Annotated in this window: 19 protein-coding genes; 11 read left to right on the top strand and 8 right to left on the bottom strand. The window is 57.4% G+C overall.

The annotated features are described in order from the left end of the window. Positions 1-112: 112 nt before the first annotated feature. Positions 113-607, bottom strand: coding sequence for an SH3 domain-containing protein (locus tag LH86_RS17325; RefSeq protein ID WP_039303914.1), 495 nt, complete (start codon positions 605-607; stop codon positions 113-115). 485 nt (positions 608-1,092) lie between these two features. Continuing rightward, on the bottom strand, positions 1,093-1,968 hold the full coding sequence (locus tag LH86_RS17320; RefSeq protein ID WP_081943028.1) for a helix-turn-helix transcriptional regulator: 876 nt from the start codon (positions 1,966-1,968) through the stop codon (positions 1,093-1,095). Between the two features lie 111 nt (positions 1,969-2,079). Here LH86_RS17320 and LH86_RS17315 point away from each other — a divergent pair, with 111 nt between their 5' ends. Next, the gene (locus tag LH86_RS17315) at positions 2,080-3,501 is read left to right on the top strand and encodes an MFS transporter (protein ID WP_039303912.1); all 1,422 of its coding nucleotides are present in this window, start codon (positions 2,080-2,082) and stop codon (positions 3,499-3,501) included. On the opposite strand, the gene LH86_RS17310 is transcribed toward LH86_RS17315, so the two are convergent. Continuing rightward, positions 3,465-4,235 (bottom strand): helix-turn-helix domain-containing protein, encoded by a 771-nt coding sequence (locus LH86_RS17310; protein ID WP_052045611.1) that lies wholly within the window; start codon positions 4,233-4,235, stop codon positions 3,465-3,467. The genes LH86_RS17315 and LH86_RS17310 overlap by 37 nt on opposite strands. A 97-nt stretch (positions 4,236-4,332) precedes the next feature. Here LH86_RS17310 and LH86_RS17305 point away from each other — a divergent pair, with 97 nt between their 5' ends. Together LH86_RS17305 and mqo are read left to right on the top strand one after the other, a co-directional pair. Beyond that, positions 4,333-4,893 carry an NADPH-dependent FMN reductase gene (locus LH86_RS17305; protein ID WP_039303911.1) on the top strand — a complete coding sequence of 187 codons (561 nt, stop codon included), beginning with the start codon at positions 4,333-4,335 and terminating at the stop codon, positions 4,891-4,893. 301 nt (positions 4,894-5,194) lie between these two features. Further along, positions 5,195-6,853, top strand: coding sequence for a malate dehydrogenase (quinone) (gene mqo, locus LH86_RS17300; protein WP_156107037.1), 1,659 nt, complete (start codon positions 5,195-5,197; stop codon positions 6,851-6,853). Between the two features lie 85 nt (positions 6,854-6,938). Here mqo and gap read toward each other — a convergent pair whose 3' ends face one another. From gap to hutU, 5 genes are all read right to left on the bottom strand, one after another. Further along, positions 6,939-7,949 (bottom strand): type I glyceraldehyde-3-phosphate dehydrogenase, encoded by a 1,011-nt coding sequence (gene gap, locus LH86_RS17295; RefSeq protein WP_039303904.1) that lies wholly within the window; start codon positions 7,947-7,949, stop codon positions 6,939-6,941. 78 nt (positions 7,950-8,027) lie between these two features. Beyond that, a complete protein-coding gene (locus tag LH86_RS17290) occupies positions 8,028-9,008 on the bottom strand; it encodes a GlxA family transcriptional regulator (RefSeq protein WP_039303902.1) in 981 nt (326 codons plus the stop codon). Positions 9,009-9,048: 40 nt separating this feature from the next. Next, positions 9,049-9,846 carry an N-formylglutamate deformylase gene (gene hutG, locus LH86_RS17285; RefSeq protein WP_039303900.1) on the bottom strand — a complete coding sequence of 266 codons (798 nt, stop codon included), beginning with the start codon at positions 9,844-9,846 and terminating at the stop codon, positions 9,049-9,051. After that, positions 9,839-11,047: an imidazolonepropionase gene (hutI, locus tag LH86_RS17280; RefSeq protein ID WP_039303898.1), complete on the bottom strand. Its 1,209-nt coding sequence runs from the start codon at positions 11,045-11,047 to the stop codon at positions 9,839-9,841. Before hutI ends, hutG begins: the two co-directional genes overlap by 8 nt. A gap of 51 nt (positions 11,048-11,098) precedes the next feature. Then, positions 11,099-12,775, bottom strand: a complete 1,677-nt coding sequence (hutU, locus tag LH86_RS17275; protein ID WP_039303897.1) for a urocanate hydratase — start codon at positions 12,773-12,775, stop codon at positions 11,099-11,101. Positions 12,776-13,270: 495 nt separating this feature from the next. Here hutU and LH86_RS17270 point away from each other — a divergent pair, with 495 nt between their 5' ends. Genes LH86_RS17270 through LH86_RS17235 form a run of 8 tightly spaced genes read left to right on the top strand, consistent with a single transcriptional unit; the run spans position 13,271 to position 21,033 of the window. After that, on the top strand, positions 13,271-14,368 hold the full coding sequence (locus LH86_RS17270; protein ID WP_039303885.1) for an ABC transporter ATP-binding protein: 1,098 nt from the start codon (positions 13,271-13,273) through the stop codon (positions 14,366-14,368). Further along, positions 14,365-15,009 carry an ABC transporter permease gene (locus LH86_RS17265; protein ID WP_039303882.1) on the top strand — a complete coding sequence of 215 codons (645 nt, stop codon included), beginning with the start codon at positions 14,365-14,367 and terminating at the stop codon, positions 15,007-15,009. Before LH86_RS17270 ends, LH86_RS17265 begins: the two co-directional genes overlap by 4 nt. 3 nt (positions 15,010-15,012) lie before the next feature. Then, positions 15,013-15,693, top strand: coding sequence for an ABC transporter permease (locus tag LH86_RS17260; protein ID WP_039303879.1), 681 nt, complete (start codon positions 15,013-15,015; stop codon positions 15,691-15,693). A gap of 33 nt (positions 15,694-15,726) precedes the next feature. Then, positions 15,727-16,611, top strand: a complete 885-nt coding sequence (locus LH86_RS17255; RefSeq protein ID WP_039294335.1) for an ABC transporter substrate-binding protein — start codon at positions 15,727-15,729, stop codon at positions 16,609-16,611. Positions 16,612-16,620: 9 nt separating this feature from the next. Then, positions 16,621-18,180: an HAL/PAL/TAL family ammonia-lyase gene (locus LH86_RS17250; protein ID WP_039303877.1), complete on the top strand. Its 1,560-nt coding sequence runs from the start codon at positions 16,621-16,623 to the stop codon at positions 18,178-18,180. Then, positions 18,173-19,369 carry a CaiB/BaiF CoA transferase family protein gene (locus LH86_RS17245; protein ID WP_039303875.1) on the top strand — a complete coding sequence of 399 codons (1,197 nt, stop codon included), beginning with the start codon at positions 18,173-18,175 and terminating at the stop codon, positions 19,367-19,369. Before LH86_RS17250 ends, LH86_RS17245 begins: the two co-directional genes overlap by 8 nt. A gap of 16 nt (positions 19,370-19,385) precedes the next feature. Then, positions 19,386-20,279 (top strand): 3-hydroxyacyl-CoA dehydrogenase family protein, encoded by an 894-nt coding sequence (locus LH86_RS17240; RefSeq protein ID WP_039303872.1) that lies wholly within the window; start codon positions 19,386-19,388, stop codon positions 20,277-20,279. Next, the gene (locus LH86_RS17235) at positions 20,272-21,033 is read left to right on the top strand and encodes an enoyl-CoA hydratase-related protein (protein WP_039303868.1); all 762 of its coding nucleotides are present in this window, start codon (positions 20,272-20,274) and stop codon (positions 21,031-21,033) included. The genes LH86_RS17240 and LH86_RS17235 overlap by 8 nt, the downstream gene beginning before the upstream one ends. Positions 21,034-21,057: the final 24 nt, after the last annotated feature.

The following is a 21,057-nucleotide window of genomic DNA, read 5'->3' as shown; positions in this document are numbered from 1 at the left end:
TGTTAGCCTGTGTGTAAAGAGAGGACAACGTTAACGCCTGCACAGGTTGCCGGGTAAGTCGTTGCTACTCTCATACCAAAAACTTTGGTTAGAAAACCCCCGGGGGGGAAGTTTAATTAATGATCCACGTTCCGTTGTCGGCGTTCTGGCAGGCTTTGCTTTTATTATCTACCGCAACGCAGGTGGATTTTTTGGCCGCGCGACGAGGGCGAGGCCGGTCTTTTTTCAGCGTCTGGTTATACAGCTCGCTTTTTACCAGCGCCCTGAGCGGCACATAGCCCAGCAGCTCTTGTTTATCCTGTTCGGCGATAGCAAACCAGTGGTTTTCCACTTCGCCTAGCACGGTATAGCTTTGGCCATTCTCAAGCTGGCCCAGCACTTTGCCACCAAAATCGGGTTTGCTCATGATGGAACCCGGATAAAGTGCCCGATACTCGGCGTCAACAGGCGTGAATTCTTTCGGTACTTCAACGATATAGCGGTGAGTCAGGGTGACGCCGTTTACCGTGCTGGTCACAATGGTGTCGTCGGTCATCTTCGGCGGCGGCGCTTTACAGCCGACAACCGTAGTGACAACAAGGAGGACTAACAGGCTTCGCAATTTCATTGAGACGTTCCCTGAGAAAAAGGTTAAAACCCAACCGCCGCGGGAGCAAGGAGCGCCGCACAGGAAAATTATCCACGACGTGAGATACGCCCACGCAAAACGGCGCGGCGGCTTGAGTATCTCGCCGGTGCAAGGAATTCGCGTGGTTTCAGCATAGTAGCGTGATTTTACATAGCCCGGTTAACAATTCAATGGTGTTATAACAGTGGAATAACCTATTACGTACATGAAGGTTTAATGCCAGGTTAACGCAGCAAAAAATTAGGCTGATGTAAAAGTAATCGACGTGTCGCGTAAGTATAGTAAAAAGCATGAAGATAGCGTTAATTTTTTGAATTTGTTTGATAAATTCAGGCTTTTCAGCGAAGCGTTATTTTTATTCTGCGGTCAATGTGAGAGGGCTTTTTAGGTTTCCTTGAGGTTATTCTTAAAACAATAAAAAAACATCGGGCCGTCTTCAGGCTGCCCGATGTGAAGGCAAAGATTCAGGTGCCGCTCGATTGAGAAAACAGCCGCAAAGCGCGCTCACCTGTTTCATCAATCGGCAGGTAAACCAACAGTCTTGAACCGTCTCGCGGGGCAGAGTACCAGTTGACCTGTTGCATACCGAAGGTGCCGATCTGCGGATGCGTATACTGTTTTATATGATTTTCGATATTGCGGATTTCATAGCGCTGCTCCCAGAGCGTTTTAAACGCGGGTGAAGCGGTGAAAAACGATTCCAGCAGTGCTTCCCAGCGCGGGTCGCCTCGGTGCTCGGTGATCCCGGCGCGGAACCAGCCGACAAACTTGGGCAGTACATCTTCGTTACAGTCCACCCGGCTGCGCCAGGTCTCATTAGTCAGATACTGATAAATGCAGTTGCGGTGCTCCGGCGGTTCATTGTCGAGATCGACCCCCATGAGGTGGCAAAAATGTGAGTTGTAGCCGAGTATGTCGAAGTTCGGCTTCTGAATGCTGGCAGGGTTGGGCATCAGGGCGTCCAGCATCCGTCTGGCGGCGGGGCTGAGCCCCTCGCACTGCGCGGCGGCGGGCGCTTCGGATGGGGGCAGGCCGGCCAGAATAAACAAATGACGGGTTTCCGCCGGGGAGCACTGCAGCGCGCTGGCGATCGCCGCCATGGCGCTTGAGGATGGATTCACTTCTCGTCCCTGCTCCAGCCAGGTATACCAGGTCACGCCGATATCAGCCAGCAGCGCCACTTCTTCGCGGCGAAGGCCGGGCGTGCGGCGACGCCCGCTGCGCGGTAGCCCCAGCCGCTGCGGGTCCAGACTTTCACGCCGGGTGCGCAAAAACAGCGCCAGCATTTTACGGCTGTCGTCCAGCGGGCCATGGCGCAGTTCAGGCTGAGTGATGAGCATCACAAATACTCCAGAATAGTAGTGCCAGTACCAGTATAAGTAAGAACTGGTACCCGGTTAAATGTTCAGGGATCCTACGTCGGTATCCTGAACTATGCAATGGAGTCTCTGATGAATAATTCGCCTGTTTCACCCGGTCGTGCGGGCCTGGTGCTGCTGTTGACGGGCCAGATGTTGCCGTTAATCGACACCTCTATCACCAACGTGGCGCTGGACTCGATCACGCAGTCCCTCGGCACTACGGCAACCCAACTTGAACTTATTGTGGCACTTTACGGCGTTGCCTTTGCCGTCAGCCTGGCGGTGGGTAGCAAACTGGGGGATAACCACGGCCGCCGCAGAACGTTGCTCTGGGGCGTGGCCCTGTTCGGTATTGCTTCTTTTCTCTGCGGGATATCCGGCTCGGTCACCGAGCTGCTGGCGGCCCGTACCCTGCAAGGCGTTGGCGCTGCGCTGATCGTGCCGCAGATCCTTGCCACGCTGCACGTGACGCTCAAGGGCACCGCTCACGCCCGCGCCATTAGCCTGTACGGCGGCATTGGCGGGATTGCCTTTATCATCGGCCAGATGGGCGGCGGCTGGCTGGTGTCGGCGGATATTGCCGGGCTGGGCTGGCGAAACGCGTTCTTTATTAACGTGCCAATCTGCCTGTTGGTGCTGGTCCTGAGCCGGTTTTATATTCCTGAAACGCGCAGCGAAAGCCACTCGCGGATTGACTGGCAGGGAACCTTCACGCTCGCGCTGGTGCTGTGTTGCCTGCTGTTCCCGATGGCGCTGGGGCCAGAGCTACACTGGCCGTGGCCGATGCAGCTGATGCTGGTGGCCACGCTGCCGCTCGGCTATCTGATGCGCGTTGGCGCGCTTAACCAGCAGCAGCGTGGGCTACAGCCGCTACTGCCGCCAAGGCTGCTTAAGCTGGGCAGCATAAGGTTTGGCCTGTTGATTGCGCTGCTGTTCTTTACCTGCTGGTCGGGCTTTATGTTCTGCATGGCACTGACGCTGCAGTCGGGCATGGGGATGGCACCGTGGCAGTCCGGGAACAGTTTTATTGCCATGGGCATTTCATATTTTGTCTCCGCATGGTTTGCGCCGAGGCTTATCGTGCGCCATTCGCTGAGCACTATTTTACTGAGCGGAATTGCCATCCAGGTGGTGGGCCTGCTGGGGCTGATATTGACGCTTTACCACTTTGGCACTCACGCAGGCCCGCTGGCTATTGCCCCGGCGACGCTGGTGGTGGGTTACGGCCAGGCGCTGATTGTGAACAGTTTCTACCGCATCGGGATGCGCGATATCGACCTGAACGATGCCGGGGCGGCAAGCGCCATATTAAGCACTCTGCAGCAGTCTGCGCTGGGGCTTGGCCCGGCGGTCCTCGGCGCATTGTTCCTGCATTTGCAGCACCAGAGCGGGGATTATTCCGTGGCGATGATTGGGTTCCTGGCGGCTGAAATTGTGATGATGCTGGCGCTGGCGATCGCCGCCGTCACCCGCCGTCAGCTTTTATCCGGGGTGAAAGTCTCTTTAAGATAACGCCCCGGCGGCAGGCCGATAATTCGGGTAAAGGCAGTGGTAAAGCTGCTGGCGCTTTGATAGCCCATATCATACGCCACCTGAGTTATCGGCTCGCCGTTAACCAATTTTTCCACCGAGCTGATAATCCTCATTCTTTCCCGCCAGCGAGTAAAATTTATCCCGATTTCGCTTTCGAAGAGACGGCCTAATGTTCTGGGGCTAATGAAGGCGACAGCGGCCAGCTGCACCAGCGTTTTGCTACAGGCTGGATCTTCCCGCAGCAGGTTGGTGATTATCCTCAGCCGCTTATCTTTACCCTCAGGCACAAACAGATCGGTTTTCAAAACTTGTTTTCGCAGCTGGAAGTGCAGCAGTTGTGCAATGAGCTCAAGTTGTGCGCCCGGATCGTCGCTGTGTTGAATCGCTAAGGCTTCTTTGGCCAGCTCCGTCAGCAGATTTGAGGCGACGATAAGCGAGCTGTTTTCCGGCAAGTGCAGCTCAAACCCTTGTCGGAAACGCAGGTTAATCAGCCGCGAACGCTCGGTGTAAAGCGCCCGGTGTCGCAGGCCCGGCGGCACCCAAACGCCGTTACCGGGCGTAGCCAGCCACCAACCTGTTTCGGTTTGCAGCCGAAGGGTGCCTTCCAGCGTGACGCTTAACTGGCCGTGCATATGGCAGTGAAACGTCACGTCGTCCCCGCGGCGATGGGTCATGTCGGAAGCTGCGATTGCCACGGATAGGGCGTCTGGCATGTTGGCACTCCTGCGAAGGGTTTTGGCGGATTAGCGAAAGAATTATCACATTCTTTTTCTGATAATACCGGCATCGAGAAAATAAGAGGAGAACAAGATGAAAACATTACGCTTCGTAGGTATAGCCGGTAGCTTGCGGGTAGATTCCGCTTCCCGTGCATTGCTCAACAGCATTGGCGAAATGCTGCCTGAGCCGAGTCATTTTAGCGTGCTTGATATTGGCGCCATGGAACATTATTGCCAGGATCTGGAAAAGGGGGAATTACCTGAGCCGGTGGTAAGCGCCCGTCGGCTAGTGACTGAGGCCGATGCGGTGATCATTACGGTGCCGGAATACAATCACGGCATACCCGGCGTACTCAAGAATGCGCTCGACTGGCTGTCAAGGCCGGTCAGGGCCAGCTGTATGCTGGGAAAATATGTCTTTTTTGTTTCGCAGTCGACCGGCGCACTTGGCGGCGTCAGGGCGCAATACCAGCTGCGGGAAACGCTGGCCTCAATGCTGTGCAACATGGTGCCGCTGCCGGAGCTGGCGGTCAGCTTTGCTCAGCAGAAACTGGAGAACGGACGTTTAGTTGATTCCGCCACGGCGGCGTCTATTCGTACCCAGCTTGACGTCTTTATTAAGGCGGTAGAGCAAAATAGCACAAACCGTTAACGACGAATTTATCGCCTTTTGTGGCAACAAAATAAGGATAAAATCCATACCTGCGTGTGGATTTTTTTTACCAATAACATCCCGATAATTAAGTGAATTACCGCTAATAATACCAGGAATACAGGATGTATTATTCGGCGGTATTATTTTTATAATATCTGATTTTATTTGGTTTTTTTAATTAAAAAAATCATTGGCATTAATTGTATGGATTAATCAGGATGTGAATGAGATTTTAAAATATCGTGAAAGTGGGTTAACATAGATCTACTTCATTCACCTGCGATGCAATAGAATTATTATGCCTGCAATGAAAAAGACAATTATTTCTCTGACAACACTGGCGTTATTCGTAAGCTCTGCTAGCTACGCTAACGCGGATTCCACGCAAAAAACTGACTTCCTGCTGATTGGCGGCGGTATTATGAGCGCCTCTCTCGGGACGTGGCTCCAGGAGCTGCAGCCGGACTGGAAACAGGTCATGGTTGAGAAGCTTGACGGCGTGGCGCTTGAGTCCTCTAACGGCTGGAATAACGCCGGTACAGGGCACTCGGCAAATATGGAACTGAACTATACGCCGGAGCGCCCGGACGGTTCTATTGATGTCAGCAAAGCGCTGGAAATTAACGAACAGTTTATGATTTCCCGCCAGTTCTGGTCCGCACAAATTCAGCGCGGTATTTTGAACGATCCGCATTCGTTTATTAATTCCACGCCACACATGAGTTTTGTCTGGGGCGATAAAAACGTTGAGTATCTGACCAAACGCTATGATGCGCTGCAGAAAACCACGCTGTTCCAGGGCATGAAATTCTCCACTAACCACGAGCAAATTAAACAGTGGGCTCCGCTGGTGATGGAAGGGCGCGACCCGAATCAAAAAGTGGCAGCCACCTGGACGCCAGTAGGGACCGACGTTAACTACGGCGAAATTACCCGCCAGCTGATCGGCAGCCTGAAAAAAAGCCCGAACTTCTCCCTGCAAACATCTTCTGAAGTCACCGACTTCAAACGCAACGGTGATAATTCCTGGCACGTTACCATCAAAGACGTGACCAGCGGCAAAGAGCACGCCATAGATGCGAAATATGTCTTTATCGGGGCTGGCGGCGGCGCGCTGAAACTGCTGCAGGAAACCGGTATTCCAGAATCGAAAAACTACGCCGGTTTCCCGGTGGGTGGCTCCTTCCTGATGACCGAAAACCCGGCGGTAACCAGCCAGCATCTTGAAAAAGTGTATGGTCAGGCCTCCGTGGGTGCGCCTCCGATGTCCGTGCCGCACATTGACGCCCGCTTTATCGACGGTAAGCGCGTAGTGCTGTTTGGGCCGTTCGCGACCTTCTCTACCAAGTTCCTGAAAAACGGCTCTTTCTTCGATCTGCTGAGCACCACCACCACCAGCAACTTTATGCCGATGACCGACGTAGGTCTGGATAACTTTGACCTGGTGAAATACCTGATTGGTCAGGTGATGCTGAGTGATGAAGACCGCTTTGAGGCGCTGAAAGAGTACTACCCGCAGGCGCGTAAAGAAGACTGGAAACTGATTCAGGCCGGCCAACGCGTGCAGATCATCAAAAAAGATGAGAATAAAGGTGGCGTGCTGAAACTCGGTACCGAAGTGGTTGTTGACCAGCAGAAAACCATTTCTGCTCTGCTGGGCGCATCCCCAGGCGCATCTACCGCGGCACCTATCACGCTGAACGTGCTGAAGCAGATGTTCCCGCAGCAGTTCAACTCGCCTGAGTGGCAGAGCAAGATCCGCTCCGTTGTACCAAGCTACGGCCAGGAGATGAACGGCAACGCGGCGCTGACGCAGAAAGTTTGGGATGACACCGCAGCCACGCTGCAGCTGACCAAACCGCCGGTCATTCAAATGAACGACCAGAGCGCAACCCCGGTAGCAAAACCAGCTGAAGCGAAAGCGGAAGCGGCGACCCAGCACGATATGGCGCTGTAAGTTAACGCCTCAGCCAGCCTCTGTATTGCAGAGGCGGCAATAAAAAAAGCCAGCCGCAAGGCTGGCTTTTGCATTTCAGCGACCGTTACAGCCCGCGTTTATCCATCAGCAGGGCAAGGTCAACCAGGCGGTTAGAGAAGCCCCATTCGTTGTCGTACCAGGCCAGAATTTTCACCAGATTCCCGCCAATCACCAGAGTTGAAAGCCCGTCAATAATCGAAGAGCGCGGGTCGCCCTGGTAATCGCTGGAGACCAGCGGCTCATCGCTGTAGCCCAGAATGTCTTTCAGCGGGCCAGCTTCTGCGGCTTTACGGAACGCGGCGTTCACTTCTTCCGCCGTGACATCGCGTTTGAGCGTCACGGTTAAATCGACGATGGACACTACCGGCACCGGCACACGCAAAGAGTAGCCGGTCAGGCGGCCGTCAAGCTCCGGGATAACCTTGCCGAGGGCTTTAGCCGCGCCGCTGGAATACGGCACAATCGACAGCGCTGCCGCCCGTGCGCCACGCAGGTCTTTTTCCGGCTGGTCGTGCAGCGCCTGGCTGTTGGTGTAGGCGTGGGTGGTGTTCATCAGGCCGTGTTCAATGCCGAATGCCTGATGCAGCACCTGCGCGGCAGGGGCCAGGCCGTTGGTAGTACAGCTGCCGTTGCTGACCACAAAATGCTTCTGCGGATCGTAACTTTCGTGGTTCACGCCCAGTACGATGGTCAGATCGTCGTCTTTGCCTGGGGCCGAAATGATCACGCGTTTTGCGCCGCCGTGGGTGATGTGAACCTCGGCTTTTTCGCGACTGGTGAAAAAGCCGGTGGCCTCGATAACGATATCCACGCCAACGTCACGCCATGGGATCAGCGCCGGATCTCTTTCGCTGAAGACGCGAACCGGCTTGCCGTCAACGTGAAGCAGCCCTTCGGAAGCCTCCACCGGTGCAGGCAGTTTGCCCATCAGCGAGTCGTGTTTTAACAGGTGCGCAAGGGTTTTGCTGTCCGTCAGATCGTTGATGGCCACGATCTCAATATTGGGGTTACCCAGGGCAGCTCGCAGCACGTTACGTCCGATTCTGCCAAAACCATTAATCCCGACCTTAACCATGATTCACTCCTTCTCTTGAATGTCTGGGGTCAGAGTAGGCTCAGAGTGAAATGGCGTAAATGACAAAAAAGGATCAATTCATGCCAACTTCCGGCAGTGGAAACGTTCGCGGTATTCTCCCGGCGTGAGGTGAAGCTGGCGTTCAAAGACGCGGCGCAGGTTAATGGCGGTGCCAAAGCCCGAAGCGCAGGCGACCCGCTCCAGGGTGTCGTTCGACTGCTCAAGATGATGGCGGGCGGCGGCCAGTCGGGCTTCTTCCACATAGCGGGCGGGTGTGACGCCGGTTTCACGGGTAAAGACGCGGGTAAAATTACGTGGACTCATGGCGACCCGTTCCGCCAGTTTTTCTACCGACAAATCCTCTGCCAGGTTATCCAGCAGCCAGTCCTGAAGCTGGCTTATCGGCCCGGTATTGGCCGCCTGGCGCAGATGATAGCGGCTAAACTGCAGCTGGCCGCCGGGGCGATGGAGGTACATCACCAGATCCTGGGCCACATCCCGCGCGAGGGTGAAGCCGTAATCCGCCTCAACCAACGCCAGCGTAAGGTCAAAGCCGGAACTCACGCCGCCGGAGGTCCACACCGGGCCGTCCTGAATATACAGAGGGCCGCCTTCAACTTTGATTTGCGGCCACCTGGCCTGCATCTCTTCCAGCATTCGCCAGTGGGTGGTTGCCCGGCGGCCATCCAGCAGCCCGGCGCGGGCCAGCAGCATCGCGCCGCCGCACACGGAGGCAATGCGCTGAGTATTCGGCGCGGCGCGGCACAGCCAGTCGACCACCGCGCTGCCTTCGGGCTCGCTCTGGCCTTTGCCGGTTATCATGATGGTGTCGCGAGGCTCATTGGGATCGAGGTCGGCCAGCCGGTGATCGGCCAGCAGGTTCAGGCCGGACATGCCGTGCACGACGTGATGGGGTTGAGTGGTGGCGATACTGATGCGGTAGCGAGGCTCGGTCAGGGCTTCCGCATGCAGGCGGTTAGCCTGCATCAGAATATCGGCGATACCGGCGGCTTCGAACAGCATGCCGCCGTCAGGGACAATAACCAGAATAGTTTTCATGTCCTGAAAAGTACGCTTTTAACAAATTAAGTCAAGCGGACTAGCCGTAATGACGTTTTCCCCAATCGAGCGCGGTCCCAATCAATTGGGTCAGCAACTGCTGGAATTGCGCGCCCTTATCGTCTGACCAGGCAAAACTCTCTTCATCCATGTAGCAGCACTGCGCCACTTCCAGCTGTACCGCATGGATATTTTGCTGTGGCGCACCGTAATGGCGAGTGATGTACCCGCCCTTGAAGCGGCCATTCAGCACTTTGCTGTAGCCGTTGAAATGCTCGCTGGTTTTTAACAGTTCAGCGCTGAGTGCCGGATCGCAGCTGGCGCCGTCCGCAGTGCCGAAGTTAAGATCCGGCAGGCGGCCTTCGAACAGGCGAGGTACCACGGATTTGATGGAATGCGCATCCCATAGCAGCGCATAGCCAAAGATTTCTTTGAGCCTTGCCAGTTCCTGGGCAAGCGCCTGGTGATAGGGCTGCCAGATGTTGGTCAGGATATCTGCTCTGGCCTGCGCATCAGGGGATTTCCCCGCCTCGAACAGCGGTTCACCGTCGAAAAAAATGTCCGGGTAAAGCCCGGTGGTGGCCGTGGTGTACAGCGGCTTGTCGTCCGAGGGACGGTTTAAATCCACCACGTAGCGCGAGTAGTTGGCGCTGAGGATGCTGGCACCCATCTCGCGTACTGGCTGGTAAAGTTTGGGAATATGCCAGTCGGTATCTTCCAGTTTTTTGGCCCGCGCCGTCAGCCCGTCTGCCACTTCCGGCGTTAACTGCGTGCCGGGATGCGGCATGCTGATCAGCAGCGGCAGCTTGCCCTGGTGAAGCTCAAAGCCCTTAATCATTCCACACCTCTTTACCTTGATAGATAACCTGTTTGGAGAGCGTGCCGCCCAGCCAGTAGCTCAGTTCGGCGGGATGGTCTATTTCCCAGGCAACAAAGCTGGCTTCTTTACCTGCTTCCAGGGTGCCCGTTTTCTCGCTAATCCCGAGCGCGCGCGCCGCATTTAGCGTCACGCCAGCAAGTGCTTCTTCCGGCGTCAGGCCAAACAGCGTACAGGCCATGTTCATCATTAAACGCAGGGACTGCACCGGGGAAGTGCCTGGGTTCAGGTCGCTGGAAATGGCCATTGGCACGTGATGCTTACGCAGCAGCGCGACCGGCGGCTTCTGCGTTTCGCGCAGGAAGTAAAACGCGCCGGGCAGCAGCACGGCGGTCGTGCCGTGTTTTGCCATCAGCGTAATATCGTCTTCGCAGAGATATTCCAGATGGTCGGCGGAAAGTGCGTTGTGGCGGGCGGCAAGCCCCGCGCCGTGCAGCAGCGAAAGCTGTTCGGCATGAAGCTTAACCGGCAGCCCCAGTTCATGCGCTTTCACAAAGACGCGTTCGACCTGCGGCACGGAAAAGGCCAGGTGTTCACAGAAGGCATCGACGGCGTCAACCAGCCCTTCACGATGCAATTCAGGTAACCAACGTTCGCAAACGTCGGTGATAAAGTCGTCGCTGCGGTCTTTGTATTCCGGGGGCAGGGCGTGTGCAGCCAGGCAGGTACTGTAAATTGTCAGCGGCAGAGTTTGCGCCAACTGGCGGACCACGCGCAGCATTTTGCGCTCGTCGTCAAAGCTGAGGCCGTAGCCCGATTTCACTTCCAGGGTAGTCACGCCGTCTTTGCGTAATGCGTTGATACGGCGGCTGGCGCTTGCCAGCAGTTCGGCTTCGCTTGCCTGACGCGTGGCCTTCACCGTGCTGGCTATCCCGCCGCCTGCCGCGGCAATATCCGCGTAGGTGGCACCGTTCAGGCGCATCTCAAATTCCTGGCTGCGGTTGCCGCCGAACACGCTATGGGTGTGGCAGTCGATAAGGCCAGGGGTGACGAGTTTGCCCTGAAGATCGCGCTCTTCGTCATGGGGCTGATTTGGGCGCTGGCTTTCGGGGCCAATCCAGGCAATTTTGTTGCCTTCGGTCAGCATCGCCGCGCCTTCGATAATATTGTACTGGCCATTGACCATGGTGGTGATGCGGCAGTTACGCCATAAAATCCGCATAAGATCTCTCTCATCAGGACGGGGCACGGCGAAAGCCGCACCCCAGGGGAACTACTTCGCCAGCATTGGCAGGTTCAGGCCGTGCTCTTTGGCGCACTCAATAGCAATATCATAGCCCGCATCCGCGTGGCGCATCACGCCGGTGGCCGGATCGTTGTTCAGCACGCGAGCAATACGCTCTGCCGCTTCGTCGGTGCCGTCGCAGACAATAACCATGCCGGAGTGCTGTGAGAAGCCCATGCCGACGCCTCCACCATGGTGCAGGGAAACCCAGGTCGCGCCGCTGGCCGTGTTCAGCAGGGCGTTCAGCAGCGGCCAGTCGGACACGGCATCGGAGCCATCCTGCATTGATTCAGTTTCGCGGTTCGGGCTTGCCACCGAACCGGAATCAAGGTGATCGCGGCCAATGACGATAGGGGCAGACAGTTCGCCGCTTCTGACCATTTCGTTAAACGCCAGGCCCAGTTTTGCGCGCTGGCCGAGGCCGACCCAGCAGATACGCGCTGGCAGGCCCTGGAAGCTTATGCGCTCTTTGGCCATGTCCAGCCAGCGGTGCAGGTGCTTGTCGTCAGGAATAAGTTCTTTGACTTTGGCATCGGTGCGGTAGATATCTTCCGGGTTGCCGGACAGCGCGGCCCAGCGGAAAGGCCCGATCCCGCGGCAGAACAGCGGGCGAATATAAGCGGGCACAAAGCCCGGGAAATCAAAGGCGTTGCTGACGCCCATCTCTTTGGCCATCTGGCGGATGTTGTTGCCGTAATCAAAGGTAGGAATGCCCTGCTGCTGGAAGGCGAGCATTGCTTTAACGTGTTCTGCCATGGAGGCTTTCGCCGCCTGAGTGACCACCGCAGGCTCAACGGCTGCGCGCTCGCGGTACTCTTCCCAGCTCCAGCCAATTGGCAGGTAGCCGTTGAGCGGATCGTGGGCGCTGGTCTGGTCGGTGACCATGTCAGGGCGCACGCCGCGCTTCACCAGTTCAGGCAGAATTTCTGCCGCATTGCCGTGCAGGGCGATAGAAACGGCTTTCCCTTCGTCGGTGTAGCGTTTGAGGCGGGCGAGGGCGTCGTCCAGATCTTTGGCCTGCTCGTCGACATAACCGGTGCGCAGGCGGAAGTCGATGCGTGACTGCTGGCATTCAATGTTCAGTGAACAGGCCCCGGCAAGGGTAGCGGCCAGCGGCTGTGCGCCGCCCATGCCGCCGAGGCCCGCAGTGAGTACCCAGCGCCCGGCTAGCGAGCCATTGTAGTGCTGGCGGCCTGCTTCTACGAAGGTTTCATAGGTGCCCTGCACAATGCCCTGGCTGCCGATGTAGATCCACGACCCGGCGGTCATCTGGCCATACATCGCCAGGCCTTTTGCATCCAGCTCATTGAAGTGTTCCCAGTTAGCCCAGTGCGGCACCAGGTTAGAGTTGGCAATCAGCACGCGAGGGGCGTTGGCGTGGGTTTTAAAGACGCCAACCGGCTTGCCGGACTGCACCAGCAGGGTTTCATCTTCATTCAGGGCCTTAAGCGCTTCGACCATTTTGTCGTAGCACTCCCAGTTTCTCGCCGCCCGGCCAATGCCGCCATAAACCACCAGTTCTTTTGGGTTTTCAGCCACGTCCGGATCGAGATTATTCATCAGCATGCGCAGCGGGGCTTCCGTCAGCCAGCTTTTTGCATTCAGCTTCGTGCCGCGTGGCGCCCTGATTTCAACATCACGATAACGAGAAAACTCACTCTTCATGGGGTTCACCTTGTTTTGAGATAACGGGGAAAGTGCTCACGAAAAATACCATGTCATTTTTTCGTTTGCTTGTATATACATGATTAGCACATTTGATGCCAGGCGCGAAAAACATTTTATTGTTCTTTTAAATCAATTAATTAAATAAACACTGCTAAGTAGTTACATCATATATCGTTTCTTTTTCGACCTCTTACGCACCATTTTGGCGCTCTTTACAAAGAGATTGATCCTTTTTGGGGCAAAAATAGCAGTTCAGATAGCTGGAAAATCGCCCGGAAGGCACCGTTTAATCCTGATGAAAATCACGATTCGATCACACTTAAAATTTAATAAAATCATTATTTATTTGTTTTTAAACAATAAAATTCATTTTTTTCGATGTTGCGTACTTGTTATGGCACAGGCTTTGCAGATTGTACATACAATGCTATACATAGCTTTTTTACGCAGCCGTTCATTTCTTCGGCAGCCAGATGACCATGAGGCGTAGCGATGATTACTTTCAACAATGTGACCAAGTTTTATGACGACGGCACGGTCGTGGTGGATGGACTGAATCTCACCGCACCCGGCGGCAAGATCACCGTGCTGGTAGGCCCTTCCGGTTGTGGGAAAACAACGTCACTACGCATGATTAATCGGCTGATTGAGCCGTCCTCCGGCGACATCCTTCTTAACGGTGAATCCACCTCGGCTATGGACGTGGTGCAGCTGCGCCGCCGTATTGGCTACGTTATCCAGAATGCGGGCCTGTTCCCGCACCGAAACATCATCGACAACATTGCTACCACCGCAATCCTCAACGGCATGCCTAAGGCCAAAGCCCGTGCGAGAGCAGGGGAACTGCTGGAAGTTGTCGGCCTGGCCCCGCAGCTGGCAAAACGCTATCCGTGGCAACTTTCCGGTGGCCAGCAGCAGCGTGTAGGGGTTGCCAGAGCGCTGGCCGCTGACCCGGAGTTCATGCTGATGGATGAACCTTTTAGCGCCGTGGACCCGGTGGTGCGTGACCAGCTGCAAGAAGAGTTTCTCCGCATTCAAAAGGAAGTGAGTAAAACCATCATTATGGTGACCCACGATATCGATGAAGCCATGAAGCTGGGCGATCTGGTTGCGGTCCTGAAGCCCGGCGGCAAGCTGGGGCAGATGGCGTCCCCGGGTGAGCTGCTTAACGCCCCGCAGAGTGATTTTGTTGCCGACTTTATTGGCCGCGACCGCGGCTATCGCAAGCTGAGTTTCTACAATTCCGGGCCGCTGGCCTCAATGCAGACGGAGCCGACCGCCGAAGTGGGCACGCCTATTGATATGGCGCGCAACATTGCGGTGCAGCGCTGGCTGCTGGTGACCCGCGAAGGCAAAGCCTGCGGCTGGTTTGATACGCACCAGCAGGTTGAGGCGGTGGTGCCGGAGCACATTAATCTGGGCGCGACCTTCTTCCCCCAAACCGGCACGCTGCGCCAGATGCTTGACTCCGCGCTCAGCTCGCCGTGTCACCGGGCGGTGGTGATTGGCGAGCGGGCAGAAGTGCTGGGTACTCTGGGGCTGGATCACGTCCTGGATGCCTGCAAGTCGATGGCGCGGGAGGCGGTATGAGATTTGACTGGCTGTGGGCGCAGAGCGACAAAATTTTCCATTTGCTGCTGTGGCATCTCTACCTCTCTGTGACGCCGATCCTGATTGGCCTGCTGCTGGCGATTCCGGCTGGCTGGCTGGTGAGCAGCATGCCGCGCGTAAAGGGCGTGATTCTTAACCTGTTCGGGCTGCTCTATACCATCCCGTCCCTGGCGCTGTTTGTACTGCTACCGCCGCTGCTCGGCACGCAGATCCTCGACCCGATCAACGTGGTGGTGGCACTGACGATTTATAGCTTTGCGCTGCTGGTCAGAACCGTGTGTGACGGGCTGGATTCGGTGCCCACCGACACCCGGCAGTCTGCTTTTGCCCTCGGCTATAAGCCGATGCACCAGTTTTTCCAGGTTGATTTGCCGCTGGCGGTGCCGGTAATTGGCTCGGGGATGCGGGTTGCCGTGGTTTCTAACGTCAGCATTGTTTCCGTCGCCGCGCTGATCGGCGCCCCGCAGCTCGGGTCGCTGTTTACTCAGGGGTTTCAGCTGCAGTTTCTGACGCCAATTATTGCCGGCATCGTGCTGTGTATCGTGCTGGCTTTCGTGCTCGACTGCGTGGTTGTGGCCGTCACCCGCTCATTAAGCCGCTGGCAGCCAACAAGGGGATAAAGTATGTCTGACTGGTTCTTTACGCTCAGCCACTGGTATGGCGACGACGGTATTCTTCCGCTGCTGGCGCAGCATATCGGCTACAGCGCGGTGGCGCTGGCGATAGCGATAGCCATCGCGTTTCCGGTGGGCTGCTACACCGGCCATACCGGCAAAGGGGAAGCGCTGCTGATTGGCACCACCAACGCGCTGCGTTCCCTGCCGTCGTTTGGCCTGATTATCCTGCTGGTTATTCTGATGGCGGGCTACTTCGAGTCCGACATGGCCTTTATTCTGCCGTGCATTATCGTGCTGGTGGTATTAGCCCTGCCGCCAATAGCGCTGGGTGTGCATGCGGGGATTCGCTCCGTTGACCCCAGCGTGCACGATGCCGCCAAAGGCATCGGCCTGACGCCGTTCCAGGTGCTGACTCAGGTGGAGCTGCCCTGCGCCACGCCGTTGATTCTGTCCGGTATTCGCAGCGCCACGCTGCAAATTATCTCTACCGCCACCATTGCGGCCTACGTCTCGCTTGGCGGCCTGGGGCGGTTGATTATCGACGGTCGCGCGGCGAACGATTTTGCCCAGATGACCGCCGGTGCGGTACTGGTTGCCATTCTGGCGCTGCTCGTGGATGTGTTCTTTTCCCTTTCGGTGAAGTACGTGGTGTCCCACGGCATTTCCCGACGTATCAAAACCCAGTGATGTTGAGCCCGTTAATTACACAAGGTGAAAGCGATGAATATGAAGAAACGTTGTTTGACGCTGTTGAGTGCCGCGATGCTGTCCGTTGTTTCCTCCGCGTGGGCGGCAGATGCGGGGCAGAAGGTGATTATTGGCTCGGCTGATTTTCCGGAAAACCAGCTGCTGGCGACGATTTACGCCGGTGCGCTGGAAGCGCAGAACATCCCGGTGGAGAAGAAGCTCAACATCGGCAGCCGTGAGGTTTACATTCCGGCCCTGCTGGACGGATCCATTAACGTTATCCCGGAGTACAGCGGCGCGCTGCTGAGCTACCTGGATGCCAATAATAAAGCGCACAGCTCCGACGAAGTGGCGACCGCGCTGGCGGCGAAGCTGCCGGCCAAAGTGAAAATGCTGAATACCTCCGTGGCGCAAAACAGCGACGTTATCGCCGTTACCAAAAAAACGGCGGATAAGTACAACCTCAAAACCATTGAAGACCTGAAGCCTCATGCGGCAGAGCTTATTCTGGGCGGCCCGGCTGAATGGAAAACGCGTCACGAAGGCGTGCCGGGGCTGAAAGAAGTGTATGGCCTGAACTTCAAGAGCTTCAAAGTACTGGATGTCGCGGGCCCGCTGACGCTGACCGCGCTGAAAAATAACCAAATTCAGGCGGCGGATTTAACCTCCACCACGCCGGAAATTCAGAAAGACCATCTGGTGGCGCTGGCCGATCCGAAAAACCTGTTTGCGGCGCAAAACATCGTCCCGATTGTGGCCACTACTACGTTGAATCCGACCATTGAGGGCACGTTGAACAAAGTTTCGGCCCAGTTAACCACCGCAGACCTGATCGCCATGAACGGGCAGCTTGCGGAATTTGCCAGCATTGATGACGTTGCGCATCAGTGGCTGGTTAAACATGGTCTGAGCAAGTAAGGGCGTACGATGACAAGACAAACTGGCTCCACCGCGCGTTCCCATGAAACCGTTACCTTAGGCAGGGCGCAAACCACGATTGACGAGCTGGTGCGCATTGCCGACGGGGCGCCGGTCGAACTGGCCCCTGAGGCGCTGGCGAATATGGACCACGTTAGCGGGTATATTCGACGGGCAATAGATGAGGGGCAGGTGATCTACGGCCTGACCACCGGGGTAGGTGACCTGGTCACGGAGCGCCTTTCTGCCGACCAGATCGCCAGCGTGCAGCTCAATATGCTGCGCAGCCACGCCTGCGGGATGGGGCCAGATTTGTCGGTGCGTGAAGTGCGCGCCATGATGGCGGTGATGCTGAAGTCCCTGCTGCAGGGCTACAGCGGCGTCAGCGCTGAGCTGGCGAAGCGCATGGCCGAAATGCTTAACCGGCAGGTGACACCGTGGTCACCGGCCAGCGGCTCGGTCGGCTATTTAATTGCGACGGCGCATATCGGGCTGTCTCTGTTTGGCGAAGGGCAGTGCTGGTATCAGGGCGAGCTTCTGCCGTCTGCTGAGGTTTTGGCAAAAGCGGGGATCGCTCCCCGAGTGCCTGGCCCGCGCGAAGGCCATGCGCTGATCAGCGGCACCTACGAAATCACTGGCCTGGCGTGCCTTGCCGTGCATGATTTTGAGCGGCTGCTGCCGGTGGCGGACATGGCCGGCGGCATGTGCCTGGAAGCATTAAAGGGCAATACCCGGGGCTATGACGCCCGGCTGCATGCCCTCCGTCCGCATGACGGGCAGCAGAAAACCGCCGCGATTCTTCGCCGTCTGCTGAGCGGCAGCGAGATCTTTGCCCGTTACCGCGACCATCGGGTGCAGGATGCACTCAGCCTGCGCTGTATTCCGCAAATTCACGGCGCGGTGCGCGACCAGCTCGCCCATTGCCGCCAGATTGTGACTATCGAACTCAACTCGATGACCGATAACCCGGTCTTTCTCATCGAAGAAGACGCGCTGGTTATTCTGCCCGGCGGCAACGGGCACGGTGCCCCGCTGGCGCTGGCGCTGGATTCTCTGGCTGTCGCCATTGCCCAGGTCAGCACGGCGTCTCAGGCACGCTCGGATCGTATTACCAACGTGCATCTTAGCGGTCTGCCTGCGTTCCTGGTCGGCAGAAGCGGCGCGAACTCCGGGATGATGATCCCGCCTTACGTGGCCGCCGCGCTGGCGGGGGATAACCGCAGCCTGGCCGCGCCGTCGAGCGTGCACACCGTCACCACCTGTGCCGGGCAGGAAGACCATATCAGCATGGGCGTCTCTTCGGCGCGCAAAGCCATGCTGGCGGTGAGCAACGCGGTGGATATCGTTGCCATCGAACTGCTGTGCGCCAGCCAGGCGCTGGAGTTTCACCGCCCGCTTCGCGCCTCGGTTGGCGCGGAGTTAACGCTGGGCATGGTGCGCGCCCGCGTGCCGTTCCGTGAGACCGACACGGCGCTTTATCCGGATATGCATGCCGTGCGCGATTTGATTGCTGAAGGTGAGCTGAGCCAGCGGCTGCTCGCCCTGGCTGAGGAGTCCGAACATGAGTGAAGCTTTACAGCCGCTGAAAGGCGTCAGAGTGCTTGATTTATCCCGCGTGCTGGCCGGACCGTGGTGCGCCTCGCTGCTGAACGATCTCGGGGCGGACGTCATCAAGATTGAGATGCCGGGCAGCGGGGATGACTCGCGCAGTTTCACTCCGCATATCGGCGGGGAAAGCAGCTACTTCATGCAGCTTAACCATGGCAAGAAAAGCGTTACCCTGGATTTAAAGGCTCCGGAGGGGCTAGCTATTCTTAAGCAACTGGTGGCGCAGGCCGACGTGCTGGTGGAGAACTTCCGTCCGGGCGTAACCAAACGCCTCGGCATCGACTATGCGACGCTGCAGGAAATCAACCCGAGGCTGGTTTACGCCAGTATTTCCGGGTTTGGGCAGCACGGGGCGATGGCGCACAAAGCCGCCTACGACCATATCGTGCAGGCCTACGGCGGCATCATGCAGGTCACCGGCTGGGCAGAAGGGGAGCCAACCCGCGTCGGCGATGCCATTGGGGACGTTGTGGCCGGGCTGTACGGCAGCTGGGCGGTGCTCGCGGCACTGCTGCAGCGCGGGATCAGCGGCAAAGGGCAGCATCTTGATGTCTCAATGCTCGACACCATGGTGACGATGCAAATGGTTTCCCTGACTCAATGGATCGGCGGGCAGCCTTCCGCCGGGCGGCTGGGCAACGCGCACCCCATCAGCGCGCCGATGGACAGCTATCCGGCGCAGGATGGCCACATCGTCATTGCTGTCGCCAACGATAAGCTTTTCCGCCAGCTTTGCTCGGCGATGAATAAGCCCGAACTGGCAAGCGATCCGCTGTATCTCACCGACCCGCTGCGCCTGGCGAACCAGCGGCCCTTGCGGGAAGAAATTGAACGCTGGCTGGCGGATAAAACGGTGAACGATGCTCAGGCCATTCTGGACCACGCGGGCGTCCCGGCTTCAGCCGTGCTGCGTCTCGACCAGATTCTGACCAGCGACTATGCGAAAGAACGCGAACTCGTGAAGCAGGTGACGCACCCGACGGCAGGCACCATCTCTATTGTTCCGCAGCCGGTGAAAATGAGCGCCATGCAAGCCGAGCCTGCGCTGGTGCCGCCTGCGCTGGGTGAGCATACGGCCAGCGTGCTGCGAGAATTACTGGCTATCGACGAGGCAACGCTGGCGCAGCTCAAGGCGCAGGGCGTCATTTAACCGGCGGAGAACGCAAATGGTGCAAATAAAGAAAGTGGCGGTGATCGGGGCCGGAACAATGGGCGCGCGCATCGCCGTGGTGATGGCGCGTGCGGGCTACCGCGTTAGCCTGTGGTCGCGCTCTGAGTCGACGCTCGATAAAGCGCGAGCCATTGTGGCATCCCTCGGCGCTGGTGAAGCCGTAGAGTTCACCACCTCCTTTGAGGCTTGTCTGAGCGGTGCTGACCTGGTGTCCGAGAACGTTGCCGAAGACGTGGCGCTCAAGCAGCGTGTGCTGAAGGATGTCGAGCACCTGGTGGGCGAGCATTGCGTTATCACGACGAACACTTCAAGCGTGTCTATCACGCTGCTGGCCTCGGCCTTGAACCAGCCGCAGCGGCTGATCGGTATGCACTGGTTTAACCCGGCGGATACCATGCCGATGATCGAGATTGTGCGTGGGGAACAGACCGGAGATGACATCTGCCAGAACGTGCGGGACATCTGCCAGCAGCTGGGGAAAGAGACGATCGTCGTTAACCAGGATATACCGGGCTTTATTATCAACCGGCTGCAGTACGCGATGCTGCGCGAGGCGCTTTATCTGGTAGATGCCGGGATCGGCTCCGTGGAGGACGTAGACCGGGCGGTGCAACGCACGCTGGCTCCCCGCTGGGCGGCGATGGGGCCGATGAAGCTAATGGATTTTGCCGGGCTGGATACGGTAGAGAAAGTGGCCGGTATTTTATTGCCCGCGTTGGATAACAGCGGTGAACTCCCGGCGTGGCTGAAAGCCAAAGTGGCCGACGGAAAACTCGGCGCGAAAAGCGGGGAGGGCTTCTATGCGTGGACCGCAGAGACCGCCGCCGCCGGAATGCGCCATCGTGACGACATCGTCAGGCAACTGACCGGGGGAGAGAAGCATGAGTGATATCCTTTCTCACGTTGACGGTGCGGTTGCGGTGGTGACGCTCAACCGGCCACAGAAATACAACGCGCTCACGGCTGAGATGCTTGATGAGCTGCTTGGCACCTTAACCGAGCTGGACGGGCGACCGGACGTCAGGGCGATTGTTTTGCTTGGCTCCCCCAAAGCCTTTTCTGCCGGGGCGGATACCGGCACGCTGGCGTCTGCGTCGGCGACAACATTATGGCGCAGCGGGTTCAGCGAGAAGTGGGACCGGGTGGCGAGCATTGAAACGCCGCTGATTGCCGCCGTGTCTGGCTACGCCCTCGGTGGCGGCCTGGAGCTGGCGCTGCTGTGCGACATTATTATCGCCGATTCGAGCGCCGTCTTTGGCCTGCCGGAAAGCCACATCGGGATTATCCCCGGTGCGGGCGGGACGCAGCGGCTGGTGCGCGCCGTGGGCAAATCACTGGCGATGGACATGCTGTTAAGCGGCAGAAGAATCGACGCACAGGAAGCGCTATATGCAGGGCTTGTCAGCCGCGTGACGGATGCGCTGGAAGAGCAGGCTTTAGCGCTGGCAACTCAGGTGGCAAAAGCCGCGCCGCTTGCCGCGATGATGATAAAAAAAGCCGTGGCGGCCAGCTACGAAATGCCGCTTAGCGCGGGCGTGGCCTACGAGAGATCGCTCTCTGCGTTAATTGCCGACAGTGAAGACCGGGCCGCGGGGCTGGCGGCGTTTAAAAATAAGCAATCGCCCGAGTTTAAGGGGCGATGAAGTAAAATAGCGTTGTAACCGGCA

It is taken from the genome of Cedecea neteri (assembly GCF_000758325.1).
Lineage (GTDB): Bacteria > Pseudomonadota > Gammaproteobacteria > Enterobacterales > Enterobacteriaceae > Cedecea > Cedecea neteri_B.
Note: the sequence above shows the minus strand (reverse complement) of the source record. Positions and strands in the feature narration are given on the sequence as shown.